Raw genomic sequence first — 26,551 nt, 5'->3', positions numbered from 1 at the left:
ATTAGTCTGCGGCAGGTTGTTCTGTTTTTAGGAATGTTTTGATTCGTTCCAAATCCCGTGTTCTTGGGATTGGCGGTAAACTGCCAAGGAAGATGCCACCATAATCACGCGTCACCAAACGGTTGTCGCAAATGATTAAAGCCCCATGGTCTTTTTGGTCTCGAATCAAACGTCCTACGCCCTGCTTTAACGTGATAACCGCGTCTGGGATTTGCACTTCTGCAAACGGCTCACCACCACGTAATCGACAATCTTCGATTCGGGCTTTGAGTAGCGGGTCATCAGGGGCAGTAAACGGTAATTTGTCGATGATAACACAGCTCAGCGCATCACCTCTAACATCGATCCCCTCCCAGAATGCCCCAGTCGCCACCAGCAGCGCGTTACCCAGTTCCATAAACTCGGCAAGGGTCTTTTGTTTGCTCATCTCACCTTGCATCAGCACAGGCAGATCCAGTACTTCACGGAAACGTTCACCAAGCTCACGCATCATGCTGTGCGAAGTACACAGGAAGAAACAACGCCCATCGTTTTCTTCAATTACAGGCGCAAGCATTCGCACCAGTTTGTCGGCTAAGCCAGGGCTGTTTGGCTCTGGTAGATAACGAGGTACACACAAGCGTGCTTGCTTCTCGTAATCAAACGGAGATGGCAACGAAAACTGCTGCTTCGGCTTCAATCCAAGACGGTCGGTAAAGTGTTTAAAGTCCCCCGAAACCGCAAGGGTTGCTGAGGTAAAAATCCACGCACCTTGTTTGATTTCGATTTGCTCATGGAATTTATCTGCCACCGATAGCGGCGTAATGTGCAGAGCAAAATGGCGGGGAGATGTGTCGTACCAGTATGAGTAACCAGTAATATCGACATCACAGACGCGGTCAATTCTCCCTTTGATCAGATTGGCACGCTCAAAGGCGGTATCCAGCAATTGGCTTCGACCTAATGCCAGTTTCAATACGTCAATCGCCAAGTCTAAGCTATCGGTTAAGCGCACCAATTCACGTTTGATCGATTCCGACTGCAGCGCTTCACGCCAGTTACCGCGAAAGCCCGGTTCACCCAGTACGATGCGCATATCCATGGCACTTTGCATCAGCTTATCGCCCACTTTTTGTAGCTGGCGCATGTCTTTTGCTTCAGTACGGTAGGCAATCTCAATGTCCTTAGCGAGCTCTTGGATCTGTCGGCTAGAGATCGATTGTCCGAAGTATTCGCTGGCAATGTCTGGAAGCTGATGAGCTTCGTCGAAAATGAATACATCTGCCTCAGGGATCAGTTCACCAAAGCCAGTTTCTTTGATCGCAAGGTCTGCAAGGAACAAGTGGTGGTTAACGACAACAATGTCTGAATCCATTGCTCGTTTGCGTGCTTTTAAGACGAAACAATCGGTGTAGCTCGGACACTCTTTGCCCAAACAGTTGTCGTTGGTTGAAGTAATGGTCGGGATGATCATGCTGTCTTCTGGCAGATCCTCACAGTCCCCTAAATCGCCCGTTTTGGTCTCAGACGACCAAGTTCGGACTTTAACCAATTGAGTCAACAGTGTTGGATCGGCTTCATTGGTATGGCTCTCGACCATTTGTCGGCTAAGACGATCCAAACATAAGTAGTTGGAGCGACCTTTTAGTAACGCAACTTGTCCATAAAAGCCTAAAGCACTGACCATCAACGGCAAGTCACGGTGATACAACTGCTCTTGCAGGTTCTTCGACCCGGTACTGATGATGACTTTTTTGCCGCTTAATAGCGCAGGTACAAGGTAAGCGAAGGTCTTCCCCGTTCCCGTTCCTGCTTCAACCACCAGCTGAGTTTGGTCTTTGATCGCACTGCTGACAGCTTCTGCCATATCGATTTGTGGCTGGCGAGCTTGAAAGCCCGGAATGGCTTTGCCTAACGCGCCCTCAGAGGAGAATGTTTTTGCGATCATGCCTGACATCTGGTTGGAAAAATTGTCGTGAGTATATCAGGAGTTGAGTGTAAACATCAGCCAACAAAAGCACTAGGTTTTAGCATCGCGCGGATAATTTGTTGAAACCGCGCCGAGAATAGATTATTTATGAAGTCAGATTGCAGTACGATTCACGCTTCTGACGTGACCCTTTTATTCGTACGCTAGAAAAATAATGCATGGAAGTATCTGATTTATGGAAAAGAAAACACTGTTAACCCATTGTTCTGACGCACCGGGTTTGATCTCAAAAATCACCAATATCTGTTATAAGCATCAGCTGAATATCGTTCATAATAACGAGTTTGTTGATAACACCAGTGGGCACTTTTTCATGAGAACCGAGTTGGAGGGTTACTTCAACGATCAAACGCTACTCGCCGATTTAGACCAAGCACTGCCCCAAGGTGCAAAACGCAAACTTATTAGCTCTCGCCGCAAACGCATTGTTATCCTAGTAACCAAAGAAGCGCACTGTCTGGGTGATATTCTGATGAAGACTTACGATGGCAGCTTAGATGTTGAAATTGCTGCGGTTGTTGGTAACTACGACAAACTGCAAACACTCACGGAGCGTTTTGATATTCCTTACCATCACGTTACTCACGAAGATCTTAGCCGTGAAGAGCACGAGCAAAAAATGCTAGAAGTGATTGATCAATACGATGCCGATTATCTTGTACTAGCGAAGTACATGCGTGTTCTTACTCCGACTTTCGTAGAGAAATACCGTCACAAGATCATCAACATCCACCACAGTTTCTTACCCGCTTTCATCGGTGCGAAGCCATATCAGCAGGCTTACGACCGCGGTGTGAAGATCATCGGTGCTACGGCGCACTTCGTGACAAATGACTTGGATGAAGGTCCAATCATCAAGCAGGACGTTATTCCAGTGGATCACACGTTCAGCGCACAAGATATGGCGCAAGCAGGTCGCGATGTAGAGAAGAACGTATTGAGCAAGGCTTTGAATAAAGTGATCAATGACCACGTTTTTGTCTACGGTAATAAGACGGTTATTCTTTAAATTCGTCGTATTTGAAAAAAGAAAGGGTTGCTCATTTGGCAACCCTTTCTTCTTTATAGTTATTCAGAGCCAACTTATTCAGCCTGCTCAGACTCCACAATACGCTTAAGTGAATGCGGGTGCAGCTTGATACAAATGCCTTGATACTTAAACGCCACGGTTGGGTTGTGCAAGCGTTCGCCTTCTCCTTTCGGGCTCGACAGTTTGGTCTTCACCCCCAGCTCTTCCAACTCGTCAAAACGCGCACCAAACGCTGGGTAAGTGTGTTTCAAATCAGCAAGAAACTCGTCTGCGGTTTCGGCATGAGATGGAATCACGAACTCCACATGCTCCCAACTTTCGCTCGGGTAGATTTTGCCTTCCGCAGGGTATGGCAGCTCCAGACACTCAATCTTCCAGCCACGGCTTTCCAACGCTTTGTCGAATTCGATAACAATAATCGGGCGACCGTTGATTTTCGCTTGTGAAATCACCTTACCGTATTGATTCCATGCTTCATGCGCGGCTTTCGCTATTTCAGTATCATTAATACGCAGCGCAATATGGTCAGCTTGAGCAAAGCTCAGATCCAGTTTTAACAGGGATGCAAGCTCTTCAATCTTCGCAATAAATGCATCCAGATCTTGGATCATCAATTCAGGCGCTAGGCGTTTTTCAACTAGTTGAGTCGTCATTGTGGCTCTCTCATGGGGCGATTTATCTCATTACTCTGAGCGCAATAGTAAACGCAAACCAAGCCACATTTCCATTCAATCGAAAAAGTATAAATTTCCCCAATTCCTCTCTGTATGAAAAGCAATAAAGTTGTTATCATTAGCCCCATTTTTGTGAACTCCAACAGAACTCGGCACTTACTTCGCCGAGTTCTTCGTCCTTGAATTGAAGGAAACGCGTGTGAATATCCAAGCACTTATTAATGACAAAGTATCTCAGGCTCTAGAAGCCGCTGGCGCACCTGCAGGCAGTCCTGCGGCAGTACGCCAATCAGCAAAGCCACAATTTGGTGACTACCAAGCAAACGGCGTAATGGGCGTTGCTAAAAAACTGGGTACTAACCCACGAGAATTTGCACAGAAAGTACTGGATGTTCTAGACCTAGACGGTATTGCGAGCAAGACAGAAATCGCAGGTCCTGGTTTCATCAACATTTTCCTAAGCGAAGAGTTCCTAGCAAAACAAGCGGAAGCAGCATTGGCTGACTCACGTCTTGGCGTTGCGGCAGACGAAGCTCAAACTATCGTTGCTGACTACTCTGCACCAAACGTTGCTAAAGAAATGCACGTTGGTCACCTACGTTCAACCATCATCGGTGATGCAGTAGTACGTACTCTTGAGTTCCTAGGTCACAAAGTGATCCGTGCGAACCACATCGGTGACTGGGGTACTCAGTTCGGTATGCTTATCGCAAACCTTGAGCGTGTACAACAAGAGTCTGGCGAAGTTTCTATGGAGCTGGCTGACCTTGAAGGCTTCTACCGTGAGTCTAAGAAACTGTACGACGAAGACGAAGAATTCGCAGTGAAAGCACGTAACTACGTTGTGAAACTGCAAAGCGGCGACGAGTTCTGCGCAGAAATGTGGAAGAAGCTGGTTGACGTAACTATGATCCAAAACCAGCGTAACTACGATCGTCTAAACGTATCTCTATCTCGTGATGACGTAATGGGCGAGAGCATGTACAACGACATGCTACCTAAGATCGTAGCGGACCTTAAAGCACAAGGTCTTGCAGTTGAAGATGACGGCGCGCAAGTTGTGTTCCTTGAAGAATTCAAGAACAAAGACGGCGAAGCGATGGGCGTTATCGTTCAGAAACGCGACGGCGGCTTCCTATACACAACAACGGACATCGCATGTGCGAAATACCGTTACGAAGAACTAGGCGCAGACCGCGTACTTTACTTCATCGACTCTCGTCAACACCAACACCTAATGCAAGCTTGGACTATCGTTCGTAAAGCGGGTTACGTGCCAGAGTCAGTATCTCTTGAACATCACGCGTTCGGTATGATGCTAGGTAAAGATGGTAAGCCATTCAAGACTCGTGCAGGTGGTACGGTTCGTCTTGCTGATCTTCTTGACGAAGCAGAAGTTCGTGCAGCACAGCTGATCGAATCTAAGAACCCAGAACTAGCAGAAGACGAGAAGAAAGCGATCGCAAACACAGTTGCAATGGCAGCAGTTAAATACGCAGACCTTTCTAAGCACCGTACCACGGACTACGTGTTCGATTGGGACAACATGCTAGCGTTCGAAGGTAACACTGCACCGTACATGCAATACGCTTACACTCGCGTAGCATCTGTATTCGCTAAAGCTGGCGTTTCTATGGATGATCTACAAGGTGAAATTAAGATCACTGACGAGAAAGAAAAAGCGCTTATCGCAAAACTTATGCAGTTCGAAGAAGCAGTTCAATCTGTTGCTCGCGAAGGTCAACCACACATCATGTGTAGCTACCTATTCGAACTAGCAGGTCAGTTCTCTAGCTTCTACGAAGCATGCCCTATCCTAGTTGCTGAAGACGAAGCAGTGAAACAAAGCCGTCTGAAACTAGCAGCCCTAACAGCGAAGACCATCAAGCAAGGTCTATCTCTACTAGGTATTGATACTCTAGAGCGTATGTAAACGATTCGAGAATCGAGACGATTTAGAAAGGTTGGCGTGAAAGCGTCAACCTTTTGTTTTATCTGGCGTATACTGATGTCATTCAATTCAAATCGGATAATATAATGAGTTTTGAACTGCACCCTCAATTGGCAAAAGACACTACCGTTATCGGTCACTTCCCACTGTGTGTGGCGCTTCTGCATAAAGACAATGCCGTGCCATGGGTTATCTTGGTACCAAAACGTGCAAACCTAAAAGAGCTTCACCACTTGCCAATGAAAGAACAGCAACAGTTTTTGCTAGAGTCTCAGGCAGTAAGCCAAGCACTAGAAGCAACATTCCGTCCAGACAAGTTAAACCTAGGCGCACTAGGTAACATGGTACCTCAGCTACACATTCACCATATTGCTCGCTTCAAAGATGACGTAGCATGGCCGGGACCAGTTTGGGGCAACACCAAAGGTGAATTCCGTACAGAAGAAGAGCAAAACGAATTGCTTGGTCGTATTAAAAACGTGCTATCACTGAGCTCTATTTTCCAAAAAGCATAGCCGCTGCCAGCGAAAATAATTCGCCTTTGAATACGGCTGAAACAGACAGAGAAAGATTAATACGCATTTGTAACAATCTTTCTCATTTTTCTAGGATTATCACTTAAATAAAACTTGTTTAGACTGCCAACTCAGTTAGAGAGGGTCATCATGAAACAAGTCTTCAACACATTCCGATACGTCAGCTGGATCGCCATCATCTGTTCTATGGCTGCTTCATTCTTGCTTTTTGTTATGGGCGCAGCAAAAACCTATTCGGCATTTGCGGTCTTCATTCTCAATCAAACACCTCCAGAAGCACTCGCACATTTAGATAAAGCAGACATCGCGATCGCGTATTTGATCAAATCACTGGATACGTTTCTTGTCGCACTAGTTTTGTTCATCTTTGCTCACGGCATCTACACACTGTTTATTTCCAACAAAGCTAAAGCGAAAACACAAGAACAGTCGGTTTTGCATTGGATCAGAACCCCAAACATCGGTCACCTAAAAAACATTTTGGCTGAAGTCATCATCGTGATCTTGTTTGTGAAGTTCTTAGAGCTCGTGCTGATTAACTTCGACAGCTTAGATTGGACGATCTTAACATTACCTATTTCGATTTTAGTTTTAAGTCTTGGTTTGAAGTTCCTAGGGTTAGGCGCGACTAAACACTCTGAAGAACATTAATTTCTCTGTATTCACAAACAATAACCAGCAAAAGAAAAGCCGCATCATTGCTGATGCGGCCTTGTCGTTTTTACATGATAACTTTTTAGGTGACTAATTTTGACAATCGCTACATGGTGACTGTCAAAGACAAACCATCTTGTTTAGTCACTGAGTAGCGAACACGAGTCACGTCATGAGCTTTATTAGTGTCGACTAGGCGGCTAATTTTGCCCTTCTTAATCCACACGTTTAACATCGCGTCAGCGCCATCTTCACTCATCCCAAACTGTTTAGCCAGATCTGACTGGGAGACGGTTCCTTTGTCTGCAATGTATTGATAAAGCTCTTTTAAAATCATGCTACTTGCGCCTCTAATGCACCGTTTTGTTTCTTACCAACTTGTTTGAACACGCGGTAGGTACCAAAGAAGATAGCAACGATCACAGCCATCCAAATACCACTTGTCACTGGGCTATCTGCGAAATGCGTCAATTGGTTGTAGAACGTCGCACATAGGTAAGCTAAGCCCATTGTCCAAACCGCGATAAAGCGTGCGAACTTATGACCAAACTCACGTACGTAAGCACCCATCGCCGCCACACAAGGTGTGTACAGTAGGATAAAGATTAGGTAAGCAAATGCGGCATTGCCAGAAGCAAACTGCGATTTGATGTTACCGAAGATAGAAGCATCGACTTCTTGTTCTTCTGCAACTGCATTTGAGTCAGTTAAGTCACCCACTTCAATGCCTAGGGGATCTGAGTAGCTCAAACCGGCTAGGTTTTCAGGGATACTCATTACTGCCTCTTCTAGGCTGCCCATTAGGTCAAATTCTGCGTCTTCACCATCGCTTGGTGTAGTGTATAGGCTGTTAAGCGTACCAACTACCGCCTCTTTTGCGAAGATACCGGTAATGATACCTACCGTCGCCGGCCAGTTGTCTTGTTGAACACCGATTGGCGCGAATACTGGAGTCACAACTTGCGCTGCTTTAGAAAGCACAGAGTTTTCGCCGTCTTCGTTACCAAAGCTGCCATCAGTACCCAATGAGTTGAAGAAACTCAGAATAGCAACAACGATAACGATGGTTTTACCTGCACCAAGAACGAAGCGCTTTAGCTTTTGCCAAGTTTTGATCACCACGTTTTGTAACGTTGGAAGCTCATAGTCAGGCATTTCCATTACTAGGCTGTCACTGCTACCTGGGTAAAGCGTGTGCTTAAGGAAAAGCCCCGTGAAGATCGCTGCCACAATACCAAGTAGGTAAAGTGCGAATACAATGTTCTGACCAGAACCTGGGAAGAATGCCGCAGCGAATAGTGCGTATACTGGTAGACGAGCACCACATGACATAAATGGCGCCATAGATGCAGCTAGTTTACGCTCACGCTCTTGATCTAGAGTACGGGTTGCCATGATTGACGGTACGTTACAGCCAAAACCAAGAACAAGCGGTACGAATGCTTTGCCTGGTAAACCAATCTTCTGCATCACTTTATCTAGTACGAATGCGGCACGAGCCATGTAGCCTGAGCTTTCTAGTACCGCTAAGAACAAGTACAAACACGCGATAACTGGAATAAAGGTTGCAACCGTTTGGATACCACCACCAATACCATCAGCAAGCACCGTCACTAACCACACAGGCAAATGACCGTCTAACAAGTGGTGTCCACCATCAACCAACAGAGCACCGACACCGATATCAAAGAAGTCGATGAACGCACTACCAATGTTGATAGAGAACATGAACATTAGGTACATAACAATGAAGAAGAATGGAATGCCCACCCACTTGTTCAAGATAAATTGGTCTAGCTTTTCAGTCACACTGCGACTTAGCTTGCCCTCACTGCGACGTACTTTCTTGCACTCTTCATGAAGGTGTGTGTATTTGGTGTCAGCCACATGAAGGTCAACATCAAGATCTAGCTCGGCAATCGTATTTTCAACACTATTGCGGTCTGCATCCGACATGCTGTTAAGGACCAGTGCATCTTTTTCCAGTGCACGAATTGCTAGAGCACGATTAGAAACGGTTTGATCATTGAAAAGAGCCGAAACGTTGTTGATCGCCGCTTCCATTTGTTCGCCGTAATTCAAAGCGATGTCTTTTAGTGCAACACCTTGAACCACTGACTTGTGCAACTTCTCTTTAAATTCTGCAACTTGTGCTTTATTTGTCGCTGATAGGCTAACGACTGGACAACCCAAGGTTTTTTCTAGTTCTGCAACATTGATGACTTGGCGTTCACGCTTAAGTGCGTCCATTTTGTTTAATACAACAATCATAGGACGACCAAGTTCACGCAGTTGTAGCGTCATGTATAAGCTGCGCTCAAGACTCGTTGCGTCTACTACGTTGATAATCAGATCAGCAGGGTGCGTCAAAACCGCACGCGATGCGATAGATTCGTCGATACTATTGCTATCATTGCCACTGTCGAGAGAGTAGATACCCGGAAGGTCCGTCAGAAGAAATTCATCACCAGCATGTTTGAACTGACCAGTTTTCTTTTCAACCGTTACACCAGCCCAGTTACCAACTTGTTGTTTTGCACCAGTCAGGCCATTAAAAAGTGTGGTTTTACCGCTGTTTGGGTTACCAACAGTAAGAATTTGGTATTGCATTATGCTCGCTCCACTTCGATGTTTTGCGCAATAGTCTCTCGTAATGCAACAGAAACACCACGAACTTCAACTTGCAGTGGGTCTCCCATTGGTGCGCGTCGAATAACTTTAACCTCAGTATTAGGAAGTAGTCCCATTACCATTAGCTTTTTTCTGACGTCCGACGTAAGTCCTTCTAACAACCGAATTGTCACTGTTTCGCCAGGTTTGATTTCTGATAGCTTCATAGTGGCCCTTAAGAGTAGTGCAAATGATAAATATTATTATTAATAGTATAGGGCGCTAATGTTACTCTTCTATACCCTCTCATTCATTGTGTGAAATCAAAGATTTCATTAATGCTTTTGGCGAAATCTAACGTCAACTCCGTTAATTAATTTCACGTCATTTTCGTCAAAATTGAATATTTTCAGACAAATGCAAATTAACACAAGCGTAACATTTGCAGTTTCGAAAAATTAAAAATCAATAAATTCAGCACCTTAAATAGAAAAAGGCAACTTGTCGCTTTTCTCACATAAAGCTGTCGTTATTTTTATAAGAAAAATAAGTAAGGTCTCGTATAGTTAACCCATCGAGAGACAACAGCCTCTCAAAAGAATTCCAGAGGTGGCATGGCAACATGTCACTCCGGCAGCAAGCGAAGGTGTCATTGACACCCGTGGTATAGTCCCCCCGGCTATACCACGATATTTTTTTCTTCTCTTTCTTCATTCGCTTCTCAATTAAGTCCCAATAATTCCTAAACGTTTTACTCGAACAAATCCCTGTTATTCTCATTATCTATCACAACACTATATCGCCATTGTGCTGCACGTACTCTGCGTTATATAGCTCGAGCCCTTTATCACGCATCACGCATCACGCATCACGCATCACGCCAGACTAAATGTCATTCCCTTGTGTCCAGAATCTATATTGAGCTCTTTACGATACCGTTTACCTTACAGACGTAAAAAAACCCAACGCTAAGGCTGGGCTCGGTAATGTCGAATTAAGAGCTAGAGGCTTGTTTGGCTCTCTTGAGTCATTGCGAACTTAGAAGGTGGCAGCCCGAAATGTAGCTTAAACTTCTGGCTAAAGTACGACGGGTCATTAAAGCCGCAGTTAAAGGCAACTTCACTGATCTTCTCACCAGCGAGCAATTGTTCACATGCGGTTTCCAACCTAACTTCCGTTAAGTAGTCTTTCAATGTTCGTGAAGAAGCAGATTTAAATCGTCGTTGTAGGCTTCTTTCTGACATATAGAGCATCTTCGCTGCAGACGCTGTACCAAATTCTGGGTCGTGATAATGTTCTGCGACAAGTTGATACACTTTCATCAACCATTCTTGTTCCGGCGATGTATCTTGCTGTGGTTTCTCTACTTCTGCAAACTCCGGCAAGACCTCTTCGACATGACTCGGTTCTTGAGCACATGGCCACGTGATTTCAATTTTATTTTGAGCATCCGACGCAAACATAGATAAATGACCACCGCTGACCGCCACCAATTGAGGCAAATTATCCATACTTAAATCAACATTGCTGCTGTTTGATGGTCGCATCGTCGAAGCCTTACTCGGTAACTGGGTACCATGATCGATAAAACTTAACGAGACAATGTCATTCCCCTCCTCCAATACCAACTTAACCGACTGCCCTCTAAAAGAGCGTTTAATAATATTGGCGAAGATGCTGTTAAAAATGACATCAAGATTAAAGCTTTCGAGTGAAATCCGGCTCGCTTTGTTGTCATCTTCTAACTCAACACTAATGCCAGCTTTAGTGAAGTCCTCTCGCCACACATCAACGACGGACTGGGTAATCTGGCTTAAGTTATAGTTTTGACTACCATTGCTGGTATCTTCTGGTGAGCTCTTAAGCTCGTTCAATTGCCAATAGGTTTTAGAAAGGTGATCTTGAGTTACTGAATCTAAATCCAGTGGAAGCTTATGGGCAATCGAATCCACACTGGATTTAATTGATTGTGCAACATGGTCCACCAGCAAGTTTCTCACTTGAATTTGCTTTCTAAGCTGTTGATTGCTCGTCAATAGAACTCGACTTTGATGACGTAACTGATTGGTTTTTAATGTCACCTGCGCCGCTAGATCACGGTTCGCTTGCAATACAAATCGCGAACGCCAGTACATCAGGAGTGCTAACGTTGCGATCGTAATTAACGTAAATCCAGATATTGCCAACTTTGACAAATACCAAGGCTTGAGTACCGTAAACTTAGATTCAAGTCCAATCAAACCAGAGGCGAGCTGTGAGTCATTACTTACTTGAAGGTGATAATCTCCGGAATTTAAGTGCTCTAGTGTTAACTGTCCACCTTCCAGAGATTGCCATTGTTCACTCTCATTCAAGCGATAGTAGAGGTTTTGGTTATCTGGTTTTGGCATCACACCAAACAAGAAACTCAATGAAGACCCATAAGGCAACTTCATATCTTCTAAGTCAGAGCTTCCTACTTGAACAACATCATTTTCCAACATGACTTGGCTAACAATAAGTTTGGACTCTGGCGTATTAGACACTAGCAGTTTTGATGAATCAGCTTTCACTAAACCGTATTGAGATCCAAAGATAAGTTGGCGGTCACTATCCTCTGAACGTCGAATCAGATTACAAACGCCTGGAAGAAATTCATTATTAATTAAGCCTGAAGAAGAGGAATAGTGCTTCATCAACTGACCGGAGAGATGGTAATAGCTTAACCCTACCGATGAAGCGAGCCAAACCCCTTCAGAATCACTCAGTAAACAAGCGGACCGAGAGTTTGAAACACTCATTTCCATCACCTGCTTTTCGTTACGACCCGGGATGGTTCGAAAAACACCGTAAGCAGATGCAAACCATTGAGAGCCATCATTAGCAGTAATGATATCAAGCGACTCTCCATACTTTTCAGAGAAACGGTTAAAACGAATCCGCTCTCCATCATACTCATAGACACCGTGATCGGTACCAATCAGCAGCAACTCTTCTTTGTCATACAAACGAGTAATTTTGGCAGGTAGATACTGACTCACTAACCAGTCACTGCCAAAGTTACGCATTTCTTGCTTTTCAGCGTCGATATTAAACAGTTGATAACCACTTGATACCCACAATCGGCTCGCCCCGTCAGCCACAATATGATCAACGGCTCGTCCTGCAATGACTTGCAAATACGGGAAGGTCATTGGGGTTAAGTTCTCAAGATCGAATATCTCAAGACCATTTGCTGTCGCTATCCATAACTTATCACCTTGAAAAGCGAACTCATTAATCTGAGAAGATAAATCTAAAACCTCACTAATTGCCTTGGGTCCTGAGCGATAAAGCTTATGATCATCAGCAAACCAAAGCGCACCATCAGGTCCCGTCAACGTTTGGCGGATTCGCCCAGAAAGTGTCAATTGATCGTAACTACTGAACGTTGTTCGCTCGAATTTTTTACTAAATAATGAGTAATAACGAATACCTTGGTTGGTAGCAATCCACATACCGCCCATGTTGTCGTTCAATAACGAGTAGATCTTAGTGGTCGCTAATTCCAGCTCAAGGAAGCTTGCCGGGGTGACTTGAGTTACATCTCCGCTTAAGAACGAATACAAATAAAGCCCTTGCTCCGTTCCGACCCAATACTCTTGGTTGGTTTCTGCAAATGTAAGAACGTGAGATGTACCAATTCGAATGACAGGTTTATCTGGTTCGGAGATATTAAAAATCAGCGCGCCTTTTAGCGTTCCGACCAGAATCTCTCGACGAGTATGTGAGTAATACACTTTTTCTATGTAGTGTTTACCCGACGAAACAACATGGTTGAACTTGCTCCCCTCTGATAGATATACACCTGATGTCGTCGCTAACGCCCACTTCGTTTCGACGAAAATGGCGTCATTAATATAGACGTAACTGTTGTTACTATGCTGATAGAGTTGCAGTAAAGAGAAGGAGTTAAGTTCACTGGTTTCAATATTGTAGGTATAGAAATGCGCGCCGTCACTAACCCAGATAAAATTGCCAGATGAGCCAATCTTACGAATTTGAGAACCAGGATTGAGACTAAAGACCAAGCGACGTTCTTGGTTAGGGTAAGTCTGATATACCTCGTTTTCGATAAACGTCCAGAATGAGCCTTTGTGGTATGCCAGTTGTTCTACTTTCGCTCGTAGAAAACTGCCTGATTTTGGCAAAGTGGTTTGCCCATCATAAAACAGCACCCGTCCGTGGACATCGTGAATCCAAAGCCCACCATGCTCACCCGGGAACAATTTTTTTGCCGCAATAAAAGTCCCCTTAACCTGATTTGGCAAAGGGTAAAAGATCGCATTCGCTTCACTTGAAGCAAACGCTTGAAATGAGAGGATAAAAGCCCAGAAAAAGAGGGCTAATTGGCGCAGCAAGATAAAATCCTTACATGTATCAATACGTGCGACTCATGGTTCACTCATGCCTTCCATAGCTAAGTGTCTATATGGTTATTTTGAGCCGCTAATTATTGATAATGATATCTCAAATCCTTTGATAGAAAAGACTCACTGCGCTTAAGGTTTGTAATTCTTACTGCCAGATCACGTTAAAAACGTATTCCGTGTAGAGAAGCACAACACAATTGTTACTTTTCGCTCAAACATTGACTAAAGCTGTTGGACATTCCTTTAAGAAATTCGAAGTAACTTCCAGATTTCACCTCAACCTCACTACCCAGCGGATCAAGAACACCTGAACGAACGTCACTGCCGCGCATCACACTCTCAATAACCGCCGGAGTAAACTGAGGTTCAGAGAACACGCACGCTACATCACCGGTTCCCAACGTTTTACGGATACGAATCAGTGTTTTTGCACCAGGTTTACGGTCCGGTGAAACGGTGAAGTGACCCATTTGATTCAAACCATAACGCTCTTCAAAATACCCATAAGCATCATGGAATACGAAGTAACCTTTATCTTTGACTGGAGCAAGCTGCTGTTTAATCTCAGAATCAGTCGCGTTCAACTTTACTTCAAATTTCTTCAGGTTGTTGGCGTACGTATCGGCATGTACTGGATCAACTTCCGCTAACTTGTGTGCAATTGCATTAGCGACCTGTTGTACTGTTTCAACACCCAACCAAAAATGAGGGTCATGTGTACCATGGTCATGACCATCGTGATCATGAGAATGCTCGCTACCAAACTCTCGCAGCGACAAACCTGGAATTTGGCTTAGTGTCAGTGTGTTCCCTCTATCTGTCACCACTTTTTCAAGGAATGGTTCGAGGTCGTGCCCATACCAAATCACCAAATCCGCAGCAGCTACTTTCTGGACATCAGAAGGGCGCAACGCGTAATCATGCGGAGATGCATTGTTTTGTAGCAATACGTCCGGAGCTGTTACGCCTTCAGTAAGCTCGGTCGTGATCATTTGAATTGGTTTGATACTGGTTAACACAGTTACCGCGTGAGCAGGTAACGTTAATATTGCTGAGACAGCAAGAATAATAGCTCTTTTCATAGTTTTACTTGGGGTATGGCGTGGAAAGTGAGATAATGTTACATTATAACATTATTATTTTGCAAATGAGTTTCATTCATGTCTTCACTAGTCCGTCTTGAGCAACTGTGCGTCGAGTTTGACGAACGCAGAGTTCTCGACAATATCACTATGGAATTAGAAAAGGGCAAGATCACCACCCTAATTGGTCCCAACGGAGCGGGAAAATCGACATTAGTTAAAGTCATTCTAGGTCTCCAAAAACCGACCAGCGGTAAGTTAACGAAGCAACGTAAACTGAAAATTGGTTATGTTCCTCAGAAACTGAAACTCAACGATTCACTGCCACTCAATGTCATTCGCTTTTTGAACCTTGCTGGCAAGTATAGCAAGCAGGAATGTCTCGATGCGCTACGCCTTGTTGGAGCTGAGCATCTCATCGCAAGTAACATGCACCGTCTATCTGGCGGAGAGAACCAACGAGTATTGCTCGCACGCGCCCTACTACAACGTCCAGAATTGTTGGTATTAGATGAACCCGCTCAAGGAGTCGATGTTCAAGGTCAGATCGATCTCTATGACTTAATTGAGAGCATCCGCCACCGATTTGACTGCGGTGTGTTCATGGTGTCTCATGACTTGCACTTAGTGATGGCTAAAACTGACGATGTGATTTGCTTGCATCATCATGTGTGCTGCTCTGGCTCACCGGCAACCATCACCCAGCACCCTTCTTACATTGCGCTGTTTGGTAATGCGACTCGAGAATCTCTGGCTTTTTACCATCATGATCATGAGCATCACCACCACGATTTAGCGGGTTCACCAGTCACTGGCGATGCTACATCTTGTTCAAACCATTCTCACGGACATCATCATCATGATTGAGTTTTTATTGCCTTCAATTCTGGCTGGTATTGGTATTGCGCTCATCGCAGGTCCACTTGGCTCATTCGTGGTTTGGCGAAAAATGGCTTACTTTGGCGATACCCTTGCTCACGCCTCGTTAATGGGGTTAGCGCTGGGCTTTTTACTCAATGTGAACCTATATCTTGCGCTACTAGTTTGCTGTTTAGCGTTAGCGGTCCTGCTTGTGACTCTGCAAAAACAACAGCTTGTGGCGACAGATACCTTGCTTGGTATTTTGGCGCACAGTGCGCTGTCCATTGGTTTAGTGTCCGTCAGTTTCTTAGACAACGTTCGCGTAGATCTTATGAGCTACCTATTCGGTGACTTGCTTGCGGTCTCGCCACAAGATCTGATGTTCATCTACGCTGGTGTTGTTGCTGTAAGTGCGTGTTTGTACATCTTTTGGCGCCCACTGCTCTCCAGCACAGTCAGCGAAGAGCTTGCCGCCGTGGAGGGCGTGAATACCGATCTAGTGCGTTTGGTATTAATGCTGATGGTGGGTGTGGTCATAGCAGTAGGTATGAAGTTTGTTGGCGCATTGATCATGACTTCTCTACTGATTATCCCTGCAGCCACTGCGCGTAAAGTTTCCTCATCACCAGAGCAAATGGCATTGTTTGCCTCGATTATCGGTTCGATTGCAGTGTTAATGGGGTTAAGCCTATCTTGGCACTTCGATACGCCAGCAGGTCCTTCTGTTGTCATTAGTGCAACATTCCTGTTTATGCTTAGCCAATTGATTAGACGTAAAGCCTAATGTACTGATAGAAAAAGAAAAGCCTGCGAAATCGCAGGCTTTTTTGATGCTTTTGTAATGGTTTGGTTGATTACCAACCTGTCACTTCACGTAGACCTTTGCCAATCTCTGCTAGAGATTTCACAGTCTTAACGCCAGCCGCTTCTAGTGCTGCGAATTTGTCTTCAGCAGTACCTTTGCCACCAGAGATAATCGCACCAGCGTGACCCATACGTTTACCAGGAGGAGCCGTTACACCAGCAATGTAAGAAACCACTGGCTTCGTTACGTTTTCTTTGATGTAAGCAGCAGCTTCTTCTTCCGCAGTACCACCAATTTCACCAATCATTACGATTGCTTCAGTTTCTGGGTCTTCTTGGAAAAGTTTAAGGATATCGATAAAGTTTGAACCAGGAATTGGGTCACCACCGATACCAACACACGTTGATTGACCGAAGCCTTCATCCGTTGTTTGCTTAACCGCTTCGTACGTTAGAGTACCTGAACGAGAAACGATACCTACTTTACCTTTCTTGTGAATATGACCAGGCATGATACCGATCTTACATTCATCAGGTGTGATAACACCCGGACAGTTTGGACCGATCATGCGAACGCCAGTTTCTTCTAGCTTCACTTTAACATCGATCATATCTGTTGTTGGGATGCCTTCCGTGATGGTCACGATAAGCTCAATACCCGCGTCAATCGCTTCTAGGATTGCATCTTTACAGAATGGCGCTGGTACGTAGATTACTGTTGCTGTTGCGCCAGTCACTTCGACTGCTTCACGTACAGTGTTGAATACAGGAAGACCAAGGTGAGTTTGACCACCTTTACCTGGAGATACACCACCAACCATTTGTGTACCGTAAGCAATTGCCTGCTCTGAGTGGAAAGTACCTTGACCACCCGTGAAGCCCTGACAGATTACTTTAGTGTCTTTGTTAATTAGTACAGACATTATTTAGCCTCCGCAGCAGCAACAACTTTCTGAGCAGCATCTGTTAGCGACTCAGCAGCAATGATATCAACATCAGAATTAGCAAGAACTTCGCGACCTAGGTCAGCGTTAGTACCTTCAAGACGAACAACAACAGGTACCGTTACACCAACTTCTTTCACTGCACCAATGATGCCTTCTGCGATCATGTCACAACGAACGATACCGCCGAAGATGTTGACTAGAACTGCTTTCACGTTGTCATCAGATAGGATGATCTTGAACGCTTCCGCTACACGCTCTTTTGTTGCACCGCCACCTACGTCTAGGAAGTTAGCCGGCTTGCCACCGTGTAGGTTTACGATGTCCATTGTACCCATCGCCAGACCTGCACCATTAACCATACAGCCAACGTTGCCGTCTAGTGCTACGTAGTTCAGTTCCCACTGAGCTGCGTGCGCTTCACGCTCATCTTCTTGTGAAGGATCGTGCATTTCACGAAGCTTAGGCTGACGGTATAACGCGTTTGAGTCGATGTTGATCTTACCGTCAAGACACAACAGGTTGCCTTCGCCAGTAATAACCAGTGGGTTGATCTCTAGTAGCGCTAGGTCGTACTGAGAGAACATAGTGCCAAGACCCATGAAGATCTTAACGAATTGTTTGATTTGGTCACCTTCAAGACCAAGTTTGAACGCGAGCTCACGACCTTGGTAAGCCTGAGGACCTACTAGTGGATCGATTGCTGCTTTGTGGATTAGCTCCGGTGTTTCTTCCGCAACTTTTTCGATTTCCACACCACCTTCAGTTGAAGCCATGAATACGATCTTACGGCTTGCACGGTCTACAACCGCACCAAGGTAAAGTTCGTTAGCAATGTTAGATGCTTCTTCTACAAGGATTTTAGTAACAGGCTGACCATTTGCGTCTGTTTGGTAAGTAACCAAGTTCTTACCTAGCCATTTTTGTGCGAATTCTTTTACACCATCTTTTGTATCGTGTAGCTCTACGCCGCCCGCTTTACCGCGACCGCCAGCGTGAACCTGACACTTTACAACTTTCTTTTCAGTAGTGATGCGACCCGCTGCTTCAAAAGCTTCTTGTGGCGTATCACATGCGTAGCCTTCCGGTACAGGCAAACCGAATTCTGCAAACAGCTGTTTGGCTTGGTATTCATGCAAATTCATTTTGATATTCCGTTTGTTTATCCCTTAAGGGATTTATTATTTCCATAACACCACTTCATGCGGTGCGTCTGTAGGGTCTTCTCAAATCAACTGCTTATAGATTATATCGGGGGCAGTTCAAGTGAAGGCCAGACGCTGAGCCAGTCTAGCCTTGGATGCTGTAGGCGTCGAGCTATCAGGGACAACTCGACGTTTTAGCGATATTAAACGTCTAATAACAGACGCGCTGGATCTTCTAGTAGCTCTTTAATGGTTACTAGGAAACCCACTGACTCACGACCATCAATCAAACGGTGATCGTAAGATAGTGCTAGGTACATCATTGGCAAGATTTCTACTTTGCCATCAACCGCCATTGGACGCTCTTGGATCTTGTGCATACCCAAGATTGCTGATTGTGGTGGGTTAATGATTGGCGTAGACATCAATGAACCAAATACACCGCCATTAGTGATAGTGAAGTTACCGCCCATCAACTCATCAACCGTTAGCTTGCCGTCACGACCTTTGATTGCTAGCTCTTTGATGCCTTTTTCGATGTCAGCAAAACCTAGCGTGTCACAGTCTTTTAGAACTGGCGTCACTAGACCGCGTGGCGTAGAAACCGCCATACTGATATCAAAGTAGTTGTGGTAAACGATGTCATCACCATCAATAGATGCATTCACTTCTGGGTAACGTTTTAGTGCTTCAGTTACTGCTTTCACATAGAAAGACATGAAGCCAAGACGAGTGCCGTGACGCTCTTCAAACTGGTCTTTGTACTGCTTACGAAGGTCCATGATTGGCTTCATGTTCACTTCGTTAAACGTAGTCAGCATCGCCGTGTTGTTTTTCGCTTCTAGAAGACGATTTGCCACTGTCTTACGTAGACGCGTCATTGGAACACGTTTTTGGCTGCGAGCTGCTGCAGGCGCTTCAACGGCTGCTGGAGCTTCTGCTTTCGGAGCTGCTTTTGCGTTTGCAAGGTGCGCTTCGATATCTTCGCGAGTAATGCGACCGCCAACACCAGAGCCTTTCACTTGGCTTGCTTCTAGACCGTGTTCAGCAAGAAGGCGACGAACCGCTGGGCTTAACGCATCGTTGCTCTCTTCTGTCAGCGTTGCTTTATGACGCTTGTCAGGAGATGCTTCTTTGTCTTCTGTTGAATCTGTCGTTGGTTCGCCTGCTACGGCACCTGGCTTAAGCTTTGCGATCAACTGCTTAGAAAGTACTGTCGCACCTTCTTCTTCGATAATGGCTTCTAAAACGCCCGCTTCCGGAGCAGGTACTTCAAGCACGACTTTATCAGTTTCGATATCAACCAGAACTTCATCACGCTCGACTACGTCGCCTGGTTGTTTGTGCCATGTCGCTACGGTTGCGTCAGCAACTGATTCAGGTAAATCTGGAACCAGAATTTCAATTGTCATATCTGTTTCTTCCTTTAACTTCTAGTTCTTAATTCGAAGTTTTTGAGTTCACGTTCAGAGCGTCTTCAACCAACGCTTTTTGTTGTTTCAAGTGCACCGACATGTAGCCTACTGCTGGCGAAGCAGAAGCTGGGCGACCTGCGTATTTAAGATCTGCGCCTGCTGGAATAGCAGCACGGAAGTTGTGTTGGCTACAGTACCAAGCACCCTGGTTTTGAGGCTCTTCCTGGCACCATACAAAGTCTTCAACATTCGTGTATTGCTCAATAGCGGCTTGAACTTCTTCCATCGGGAATGGGTATAGCTGCTCAATACGCACAATAGCAACATCATCTTGTTCGTTATTGCGACGCTGTTCTAGAAGGTCGAAATAAACCTTACCCGAACAGAACACAACACGTTTCACTTTGCTTGGTTCCAGATTATCGATTTCTGGAATCGCCGGCTGGAATGTACCTTCAGAAAGATCTTCCAAAGACGATGTACAAAGTGGATGACGCAGTAGCGACTTAGGTGACATAACAATCAGTGGACGACGCATTGGACGCACCACCTGACGACGGATCATGTGGTAAACCTGTGCTGGTGTAGATGGCACTACAACCTGCATGTTTTGTTCAGCACACAATTGTAGGTAACGTTCTAAACGCGCTGACGAGTGCTCAGGACCTTGACCTTCATAACCGTGTGGCAACAGCATCGTCAGACCACATAGACGAGCCCATTTTTGCTCACCCGACGAAATGAACTGGTCGATCACCACTTGCGCACCGTTTGCGAAATCACCAAATTGTGCTTCCCAAATGGTCAAACCGCTTGGCTCTGCCGTTGCGTAACCGTACTCAAACGCCAGTACTGCTTCTTCTGACAATACAGAGTCAAAGACTTGGAATGGACCTTGTTTGTCATGAATATTCGCTAGCGGGATGTAAGTGCTCGCATCGTTTTGGTTATGCAAAACAGAGTGGCGATGGAAGAAAGTACCACGACCTGAGTCCTGACCAGAGATACGAATACGCTTGCCATCGTCAACTAAGGTAGCGTAAGCAAGTGTCTCTGCCATACCCCAATCTAATGGCTTCTCACCACTGATCATTGCAGCACGATCGTTGTAAAGCTTGTTTACACGGCTTTGTAGCTTATGGCTATCCGGGTATTGAATTAGGCGTTGACCAAGCTCTTTCAAGCGGGTTGAATCAAACTTGTTGTCCCATTCAACATCCCAGTCGTGACCTAGATACGGAGACCAGTCAACAGAGTGAAGAGCCATTGGACGCCACTCTTTCACCACAACTTCACCTTTATCAAGCGCGTCGCGGTACTCATTCACAAGCTGAGTTGCAACTTCAATGTCTGATTCATTTTTATCGATCAATACATCAGCGTATAGCTTACGTGGTGTTGGGTGCTTTTTGATTTTCTGGTACATCAACGGTTGAGTCGCATTCGGCTCATCCGCTTCGTTGTGACCATGACGACGGTAACAAACCAAATCAATCACAACATCACGCTTAAACTCGTTGCGGTAATCCAGAGCAATACGAGTGACAAAAGCAACTGCTTCTGGGTCGTCAGCGTTAACGTGGAAAATCGGAGCCTGTACCATCTTCGCAATATCAGTACAGTACATCGTCGAGCGAGTATCACGAGGGTTCGATGTTGTAAAACCAACTTGGTTGTTCACAACGATACGTACCGTACCGCCGACACAGAAGCCGCGCGCTAGAGACATGTTAAACGTCTCTGCTACCACGCCCTGACCTGCAATTGCTGAGTCACCGTGAATAGTGATTGGCAGTACGCGGCTACCATCAAAATCACCAAGGCGATCTTGACGCGCACGAACCGAACCGATAACTACTGGGTTTACAATCTCAAGGTGAGATGGGTTAAATGCTAGCGCTAAGTGGACATCGCCACCTGGCGTTGCAAAGTCTGCAGAGAAACCTTGGTGGTACTTAACGTCACCCGTACCCCATGTTTCGTCATGTTTGCCTGCAAACTCGTCAAACAAATCTTGTGGCTTCTTACCTAGAACGTTGACTAGCATGTTCAAACGTCCACGGTGAGCCATACCGATAACCACTTCACGCATGCCGCTCTTACCAGCATGACGAATCAGCTCTTTTGTCATCGGAATTAGTGCATCACCACCTTCTAGAGAGAAACGTTTAGCGCCTGGGAACTTAGCACCCAAGTAACGCTCAAGACCTTCAGCAGCAGTTAGCTCCTCAAGGAATGTACGTTTTTCAGTTTTATCGAAAGATGGCTGACCAACAACAGACTCTAAACGTTGCTGAATCCAACGCTTCTGTTCTGTGTCTGTCATGTGCATGTATTCAGCACCAATAGAACCACAGTACGTTTTCTTCAGAGCTGAGTAGATGTCTTTCAACTGCATGGTTTCTTGCCCAATAGCAAAAGAACCTACGTTGAAAGTTTCTTCGAAGTCATCTTCGGTGAGATTGTGGAATGCAGGGTCTAGCTCCGCCACAGGTGGACGTTGCCATAGACCTAGAGGATCAAGCTCAGCAGCTTCATGACCGCGGAAGCGGTATGCGTTGATAAGCTGTAGAACTTTTACTTGCTTAGCGTCGACATCTGGATCACTAACTTGGACACTGTAATGCTTTGTTTCTTGAGCGAGTCGTCGGAAGTAGTCACGGACACGCGAATGCGGCTGTTCTGCCACTTCTTCTGAGTTTTTAGGCAACTCATCAAATACGCGTTTCCACTCCTCACTTACCAGATCGGGATCACTTAGATACAGTTCGTAGAGGTCCTCTACATACGTTGCATTGGCGCCAGCCAAGTGTGAAGACTCGAGCCATGCCTTCATCACGCCGTTGTGCATATTTTCCCTTAACCAGTAGTTTTCACGTTTGCTTCGGTCTGCGCCGAGCTATTAAGAGCCGACCCATTTGGGTCGGCAATTTTTGTTGTTAATTAAATCGAACGATTCACCAGCATCGACTTGATGTGACCGATGGCTTTCGTAGGATTTAGCCCCTTAGGACAAACACTTACACAATTCATGATGCCATGGCAACGAAAAACGCTAAATGCATCATCAAGATCGGACAAACGTTCATCAGTTGCTGTATCTCGGCTATCAATTAGCCAACGGTAAGCCGCTAAGAGACCAGCAGGGCCGATAAATTTATCTGGGTTCCACCAGAATGATGGACAAGAAGTTGTACAACATGCACACATGATACATTCATACAATCCATCTAAATGCGCACGTTCATCTGGCGATTGTAAGTTCTCTCGCGATGGTGGTAGAGCACCGTCATCAATCAAGAAAGGCTTAACTTTCGCATAGTTATCGTAGAACTGTGTCATGTCAACGATAAGATCACGTACTACTGGTAGGCCAGGTAACGGTCGGATGACAATCTTGTCACCTTGAAGCGCAGATAGCGGAGTAATGCACGCTAGACCGTTTTTACCATTCATATTCAGACCATCAGATCCACATACCCCTTCACGACATGAACGACGGAATGCAATGCTCGGATCTTGCTCTTTTAGTAAAATCAGCGCGTCCAGAACCATCATGTCTGAGCCTTCTTCCACTTCAAGAACGTAGTCTTTCATGTAAGGTTTTGTGTCTACATCCGGGTTGTAACGGTATAAAGAGAAGTTCAGTTTCATAGTCATATCCTCCCTTTAGTAAGTACGTACTTTCGGAGGGAAAGCTTCACGATGAGTTGGCGTCATATTCACATCACGCTTAGTCATTGCTTCAGTTTCCGGGTTGTAGATTGAGTGGCATAGCCAATTTTCATCATCACGCTCAGGGAAGTCGAAGCGAGCATGTGCGCCACGGCTTTCAGTACGGTAGTTTGCCGCTACTGCTGTAGAAAATGCAGTTTCCATCAAGTTGTCTAGCTCTAAACACTCAATACGTTGCGTGTTGAATTCAGAAGACTTGTCAGCTAGGTGTGCATCTTTTAGGCGCTCACGAATCACTTTCAACTCTTCCAGACCTGTTGCCATTGCATCACCTTCACGGAATACCGAGAAGCTGTTTTGCATGCAAGATTGTAGATCTTTACGGATTTGAACTGGATCTTCACCACCAGTGCTGTTCTCCCAACGCATAGTACGCGCTAGTGAAGCTTCGATGTCAGACTCTGTTGCTGGACGAGCTTCAGCTTGTGCAGCCAGTGTTTCGCCGAGGTGTAGACCTGTTGCGCGACCGAATACCACCAAATCAAGCAGTGAGTTGCCGCCCAGACGGTTTGCACCGTGTACCGATACAGAAGCAATTTCACCACAAGCGTATAGGCCTTGGACTTCGACATCATTACCGTCAGCAGTCTGTTTGATTGCTTGACCTGAAACTTGCGTTGGAACACCACCCATCATGTAGTGACAAGTTGGGATTACTGGAATTGGCTCTTTAACTGGATCAACGTGCGCGAATGTACGCGAAAGCTCACAGATACCAGGCAGACGAGACTCAAGAACATCTTTACCTAGGTGATCCAATTTCAGCTTGATGTGTGGGCCCCAAGGACCGTCACAACCACGACCTTCACGGATTTCAATCATCATAGAACGAGCTACTACGTCACGACCAGCAAGGTCTTTCGCGTTTGGCGCATAACGCTCCATGAAGCGCTCGCCATCTTTATTTAGAAGGTAACCACCTTCACCACGACAACCTTCTGTAACAAGAACACCTGCACCGGCAATACCCGTTGGGTGGAACTGCCACATTTCCATGTCTTGCATTGGAACGCCTGCGCGAAGTGCCATACCAACACCATCACCAGTATTGATGTGCGCGTTGGTAGTCGACGCGTAGATACGACCTGCACCACCTGTTGCTAGGATGGTTGCTTTCGATTTGAAGTAACAAATCTCACCCGTTTCCATACAGATAGCCGTACAACCCATGATCGCGCCGTCTTGGTTTTTCACCAAATCTAGAGCGTACCATTCAGAAAAAATGGTTGTTTTGTGTTTTACGTTTTGTTGGTAGAGCGTGTGAAGAAGTGCGTGACCAGTACGGTCTGCCGCTGCTGCTGTACGAGCCGCTTGCTCACCACCAAACTCTTTTGACTGACCACCAAATGGACGTTGGTAGATTGTTCCGTTATCAAAGCGAGAGAATGGAAGACCCATTTTTTCTAGTTCGATAACTGACTCAGGGCCATTTTTACACATGTACTCAATCGCATTTTGGTCACCGATGTAATCAGAACCTTTTACCGTATCGTACATATGCCATTGCCAATCGTCCTTGTGCGAGTTACCAAGCGCAACTGTAATACCACCCTGCGCGGATACAGTATGAGAACGAGTTGGGAAAACTTTAGATAGCAAAGCACATGATAAGCCTTGCTCCGAAATTTGTAGTGCAGCGCGCATGCCCGCACCACCAGCGCCGATTACTACGGCATCAAACTCACGAACTGGAATAGACACTTACGCACCCCACAGAATAAATAGACCAGAGAAGACATAGCCGAACAGAACGGCAATAACACCAAGTTGAAGTGCACCGCGAAGTTTCGAGCACTTAATGTAATCGGTTAAGACTTGCCATAAACCAATCCACGCGTGAATCAGAATAGAAACAAGTGCCAACATGGTGAAAACTTTGGTGAAAGTACCACCAAAGAATTGGGTCCAAGATGCGTAAGAGATATCTGAGAAAGCACAGAAGCTCACTAGATAAATCGTGTATAGCGTCATAATGATGGCTGAAGCACGAATCAATAAGAAATCGTGAACACCATTACGACCAAATGAAGAAACGTGTTTTACCATACCAAGATCCCCGCCAGTAGTGATAACACTGCAGTTGCACCAAATGCGACTTTAGCGCTCATCGCGCCTGAATCGAGTTCTTCGAAATGACCTAGGTCCATCAATAAGTGACGAACACCACCAGCAATGTGGTAGGCAAGTGCAGTTAGAATGCCCCATAGAATGAATTTCACGAAGAAGCTATCGACAATGTCAGCGGCTTCCATAAAACCCATCGGGGACGACAGAGAAATGGACAGTAACCAAAGTAATATACCCACCGCAACAAACGTAATCACACCAGATACACGGTGTAGGATTGACGCGATTGCTGTGATGGGAAAGCGGATGGTCTGTAAATCTAAATTAACAGGTCTTGACTTTCTTTCTTTCACGGGCTTGCTCACTCAGCTCCATTGAGCATTTATTGTTATAACCAATTTCAGCTTCCAAACGTACAAAAGTTAACATTTGATTAACAAATACTCGCAATAAGCTCGGAGATAATTGTAAACACTTTGTTAACAACCGGAGTCCACAAACAAACCTCACTTTTGTTTCTAGCCCCGAATTTATAAGGATTTAACTAAAATTTTCTGTGCCAATATACGGCTAGCAACATTCTAATACAATTGATGTAACAAATTATGCTACATAGAACAGATTTTTAACGATTTTCATGAGAAAAATCATAACAAGTGCACACAAAAATGGAGAAAAATTGA

The 26,551-nt window shown here is 45.3% G+C and carries 21 protein-coding genes; 6 read left to right on the top strand and 15 right to left on the bottom strand.

Going from position 1 to position 26,551, the window contains the following annotated elements; all coding sequences use genetic code 11:
• Position 1: 1 nt before the first annotated feature.
• Positions 2-1,927, bottom strand: a complete 1,926-nt coding sequence (locus tag OH459_RS10935) for an ATP-dependent DNA helicase (RefSeq protein WP_009698575.1) — start codon at positions 1,925-1,927, stop codon at positions 2-4.
• A 217-nt stretch (positions 1,928-2,144) separates the two neighbouring features.
• Between OH459_RS10935 and purU the strand changes: the two genes are divergently transcribed.
• Complete coding sequence (purU, locus tag OH459_RS10930; RefSeq protein ID WP_005428723.1) at positions 2,145-2,978, top strand: formyltetrahydrofolate deformylase; 834 nt, start codon at positions 2,145-2,147, stop codon at positions 2,976-2,978.
• 74 nt (positions 2,979-3,052) lie between these two features.
• Here the strand turns inward: purU and OH459_RS10925 are convergent, their stop codons facing one another.
• Complete coding sequence (locus OH459_RS10925; protein WP_050934681.1) at positions 3,053-3,652, bottom strand: VOC family protein; 600 nt, start codon at positions 3,650-3,652, stop codon at positions 3,053-3,055.
• 220 nt (positions 3,653-3,872) lie between these two features.
• On the opposite strand from OH459_RS10925, the gene argS reads away from it, so the two are divergent.
• The 3 genes from argS (at position 3,873) to OH459_RS10910 (ending at position 6,811) form a co-directional block, all read left to right on the top strand.
• Entirely contained in the window at positions 3,873-5,606 is a 1,734-nt protein-coding gene (argS, locus tag OH459_RS10920) for an arginine--tRNA ligase (RefSeq protein WP_005446437.1), read from the top strand.
• A gap of 104 nt (positions 5,607-5,710) precedes the next feature.
• On the top strand, positions 5,711-6,139 hold the full coding sequence (locus OH459_RS10915) for an HIT family protein (protein ID WP_005446436.1): 429 nt from the start codon (positions 5,711-5,713) through the stop codon (positions 6,137-6,139).
• 150 nt (positions 6,140-6,289) lie between these two features.
• Positions 6,290-6,811, top strand: coding sequence for a YqhA family protein (locus tag OH459_RS10910; protein WP_005426711.1), 522 nt, complete (start codon positions 6,290-6,292; stop codon positions 6,809-6,811).
• A gap of 109 nt (positions 6,812-6,920) precedes the next feature.
• On the opposite strand, the gene OH459_RS10905 is transcribed toward OH459_RS10910, so the two are convergent.
• The 5 genes from OH459_RS10905 to znuA all read right to left on the bottom strand — a co-directional run bounded on the left by OH459_RS10905 (position 6,921) and on the right by znuA (position 14,897).
• Entirely contained in the window at positions 6,921-7,151 is a 231-nt protein-coding gene (locus tag OH459_RS10905) for a FeoC-like transcriptional regulator (protein WP_005382192.1), read from the bottom strand.
• Positions 7,148-9,424 (bottom strand): Fe(2+) transporter permease subunit FeoB, encoded by a 2,277-nt coding sequence (feoB, locus tag OH459_RS10900; protein WP_269986745.1) that lies wholly within the window; start codon positions 9,422-9,424, stop codon positions 7,148-7,150. Before feoB ends, OH459_RS10905 begins: the two co-directional genes overlap by 4 nt.
• Entirely contained in the window at positions 9,424-9,651 is a 228-nt protein-coding gene (locus OH459_RS10895; protein ID WP_005426705.1) for a FeoA family protein, read from the bottom strand. Before OH459_RS10895 ends, feoB begins: the two co-directional genes overlap by 1 nt.
• Before the next feature lie 774 nt (positions 9,652-10,425).
• Positions 10,426-13,803 (bottom strand): AraC family transcriptional regulator, encoded by a 3,378-nt coding sequence (locus tag OH459_RS10890; protein ID WP_038898869.1) that lies wholly within the window; start codon positions 13,801-13,803, stop codon positions 10,426-10,428.
• 212 nt (positions 13,804-14,015) lie between these two features.
• A complete protein-coding gene (znuA, locus tag OH459_RS10885; protein WP_017188397.1) occupies positions 14,016-14,897 on the bottom strand; it encodes a zinc ABC transporter substrate-binding protein ZnuA in 882 nt (293 codons plus the stop codon).
• Positions 14,898-14,975: 78 nt separating this feature from the next.
• Here znuA and znuC point away from each other — a divergent pair, with 78 nt between their 5' ends.
• Complete coding sequence (znuC, locus tag OH459_RS10880) at positions 14,976-15,764, top strand: zinc ABC transporter ATP-binding protein ZnuC (RefSeq protein ID WP_009698581.1); 789 nt, start codon at positions 14,976-14,978, stop codon at positions 15,762-15,764.
• Complete coding sequence (znuB, locus tag OH459_RS10875) at positions 15,757-16,542, top strand: zinc ABC transporter permease subunit ZnuB (RefSeq protein WP_009698582.1); 786 nt, start codon at positions 15,757-15,759, stop codon at positions 16,540-16,542. The genes znuC and znuB overlap by 8 nt, the downstream gene beginning before the upstream one ends.
• 70 nt (positions 16,543-16,612) lie before the next feature.
• On the opposite strand, the gene sucD is transcribed toward znuB, so the two are convergent.
• From sucD to sdhC, 8 genes are all read right to left on the bottom strand, one after another.
• Positions 16,613-17,485 carry a succinate--CoA ligase subunit alpha gene (gene sucD, locus OH459_RS10870; RefSeq protein WP_005436989.1) on the bottom strand — a complete coding sequence of 291 codons (873 nt, stop codon included), beginning with the start codon at positions 17,483-17,485 and terminating at the stop codon, positions 16,613-16,615.
• On the bottom strand, positions 17,485-18,651 hold the full coding sequence (gene sucC / locus OH459_RS10865) for an ADP-forming succinate--CoA ligase subunit beta (RefSeq protein ID WP_005446426.1): 1,167 nt from the start codon (positions 18,649-18,651) through the stop codon (positions 17,485-17,487). The genes sucD and sucC overlap by 1 nt, the downstream gene beginning before the upstream one ends.
• A 203-nt stretch (positions 18,652-18,854) precedes the next feature.
• A complete protein-coding gene (gene odhB, locus OH459_RS10860; RefSeq protein ID WP_005426699.1) occupies positions 18,855-20,063 on the bottom strand; it encodes a 2-oxoglutarate dehydrogenase complex dihydrolipoyllysine-residue succinyltransferase in 1,209 nt (402 codons plus the stop codon).
• Between the two features lie 28 nt (positions 20,064-20,091).
• Positions 20,092-22,917 carry a 2-oxoglutarate dehydrogenase E1 component gene (sucA, locus tag OH459_RS10855; RefSeq protein WP_009698583.1) on the bottom strand — a complete coding sequence of 942 codons (2,826 nt, stop codon included), beginning with the start codon at positions 22,915-22,917 and terminating at the stop codon, positions 20,092-20,094.
• Positions 22,918-23,009: 92 nt separating this feature from the next.
• A complete protein-coding gene (locus tag OH459_RS10850) occupies positions 23,010-23,720 on the bottom strand; it encodes a succinate dehydrogenase iron-sulfur subunit (protein WP_005446424.1) in 711 nt (236 codons plus the stop codon).
• A 15-nt stretch (positions 23,721-23,735) separates the two neighbouring features.
• Positions 23,736-25,502 (bottom strand): succinate dehydrogenase flavoprotein subunit, encoded by a 1,767-nt coding sequence (gene sdhA, locus OH459_RS10845; protein ID WP_009698584.1) that lies wholly within the window; start codon positions 25,500-25,502, stop codon positions 23,736-23,738.
• A complete protein-coding gene (gene sdhD, locus OH459_RS10840) occupies positions 25,503-25,847 on the bottom strand; it encodes a succinate dehydrogenase, hydrophobic membrane anchor protein (protein WP_005446422.1) in 345 nt (114 codons plus the stop codon). It lies immediately after the preceding gene.
• The gene (sdhC, locus tag OH459_RS10835; RefSeq protein ID WP_005446421.1) at positions 25,841-26,233 is read right to left on the bottom strand and encodes a succinate dehydrogenase cytochrome b556 subunit; all 393 of its coding nucleotides are present in this window, start codon (positions 26,231-26,233) and stop codon (positions 25,841-25,843) included. Before sdhC ends, sdhD begins: the two co-directional genes overlap by 7 nt.
• Positions 26,234-26,551: the final 318 nt, after the last annotated feature.

Origin of the sequence: Vibrio sp. MM46 (assembly GCF_027587135.1) — a bacterium.
Lineage (GTDB): Bacteria > Pseudomonadota > Gammaproteobacteria > Enterobacterales > Vibrionaceae > Vibrio > Vibrio harveyi.
This window is presented reverse-complemented; position numbering and strand designations above follow the sequence as displayed.

Coding starts and splice junctions, on each gene's coding strand:
- OH459_RS10910 (WP_005426711.1), top strand. CDS start 6,290: ATGAAACAAGTCTTCAACACATTCCGATACGTCAGCTGGATCGCCATC.
- sdhD (WP_005446422.1), bottom strand. CDS start 25,847: ATGGTAAAACACGTTTCTTCATTTGGTCGTAATGGTGTTCACGATTTC.
- sucA (WP_009698583.1), bottom strand. CDS start 22,917: ATGCACAACGGCGTGATGAAGGCATGGCTCGAGTCTTCACACTTGGCT.
- sucC (WP_005446426.1), bottom strand. CDS start 18,651: ATGAATTTGCATGAATACCAAGCCAAACAGCTGTTTGCAGAATTCGGT.
- OH459_RS10915 (WP_005446436.1), top strand. CDS start 5,711: ATGAGTTTTGAACTGCACCCTCAATTGGCAAAAGACACTACCGTTATC.
- OH459_RS10935 (WP_009698575.1), bottom strand. CDS start 1,927: ATGATCGCAAAAACATTCTCCTCTGAGGGCGCGTTAGGCAAAGCCATT.
- OH459_RS10925 (WP_050934681.1), bottom strand. CDS start 3,652: ATGACGACTCAACTAGTTGAAAAACGCCTAGCGCCTGAATTGATGATC.
- znuA (WP_017188397.1), bottom strand. CDS start 14,897: ATGAAAAGAGCTATTATTCTTGCTGTCTCAGCAATATTAACGTTACCT.
- OH459_RS10850 (WP_005446424.1), bottom strand. CDS start 23,720: ATGAAACTGAACTTCTCTTTATACCGTTACAACCCGGATGTAGACACA.
- purU (WP_005428723.1), top strand. CDS start 2,145: ATGGAAAAGAAAACACTGTTAACCCATTGTTCTGACGCACCGGGTTTG.
- OH459_RS10895 (WP_005426705.1), bottom strand. CDS start 9,651: ATGAAGCTATCAGAAATCAAACCTGGCGAAACAGTGACAATTCGGTTG.
- OH459_RS10905 (WP_005382192.1), bottom strand. CDS start 7,151: ATGATTTTAAAAGAGCTTTATCAATACATTGCAGACAAAGGAACCGTC.
- znuC (WP_009698581.1), top strand. CDS start 14,976: ATGTCTTCACTAGTCCGTCTTGAGCAACTGTGCGTCGAGTTTGACGAA.
- feoB (WP_269986745.1), bottom strand. CDS start 9,424: ATGCAATACCAAATTCTTACTGTTGGTAACCCAAACAGCGGTAAAACC.
- znuB (WP_009698582.1), top strand. CDS start 15,757: ATGATTGAGTTTTTATTGCCTTCAATTCTGGCTGGTATTGGTATTGCG.
- odhB (WP_005426699.1), bottom strand. CDS start 20,063: ATGACAATTGAAATTCTGGTTCCAGATTTACCTGAATCAGTTGCTGAC.
- sucD (WP_005436989.1), bottom strand. CDS start 17,485: ATGTCTGTACTAATTAACAAAGACACTAAAGTAATCTGTCAGGGCTTC.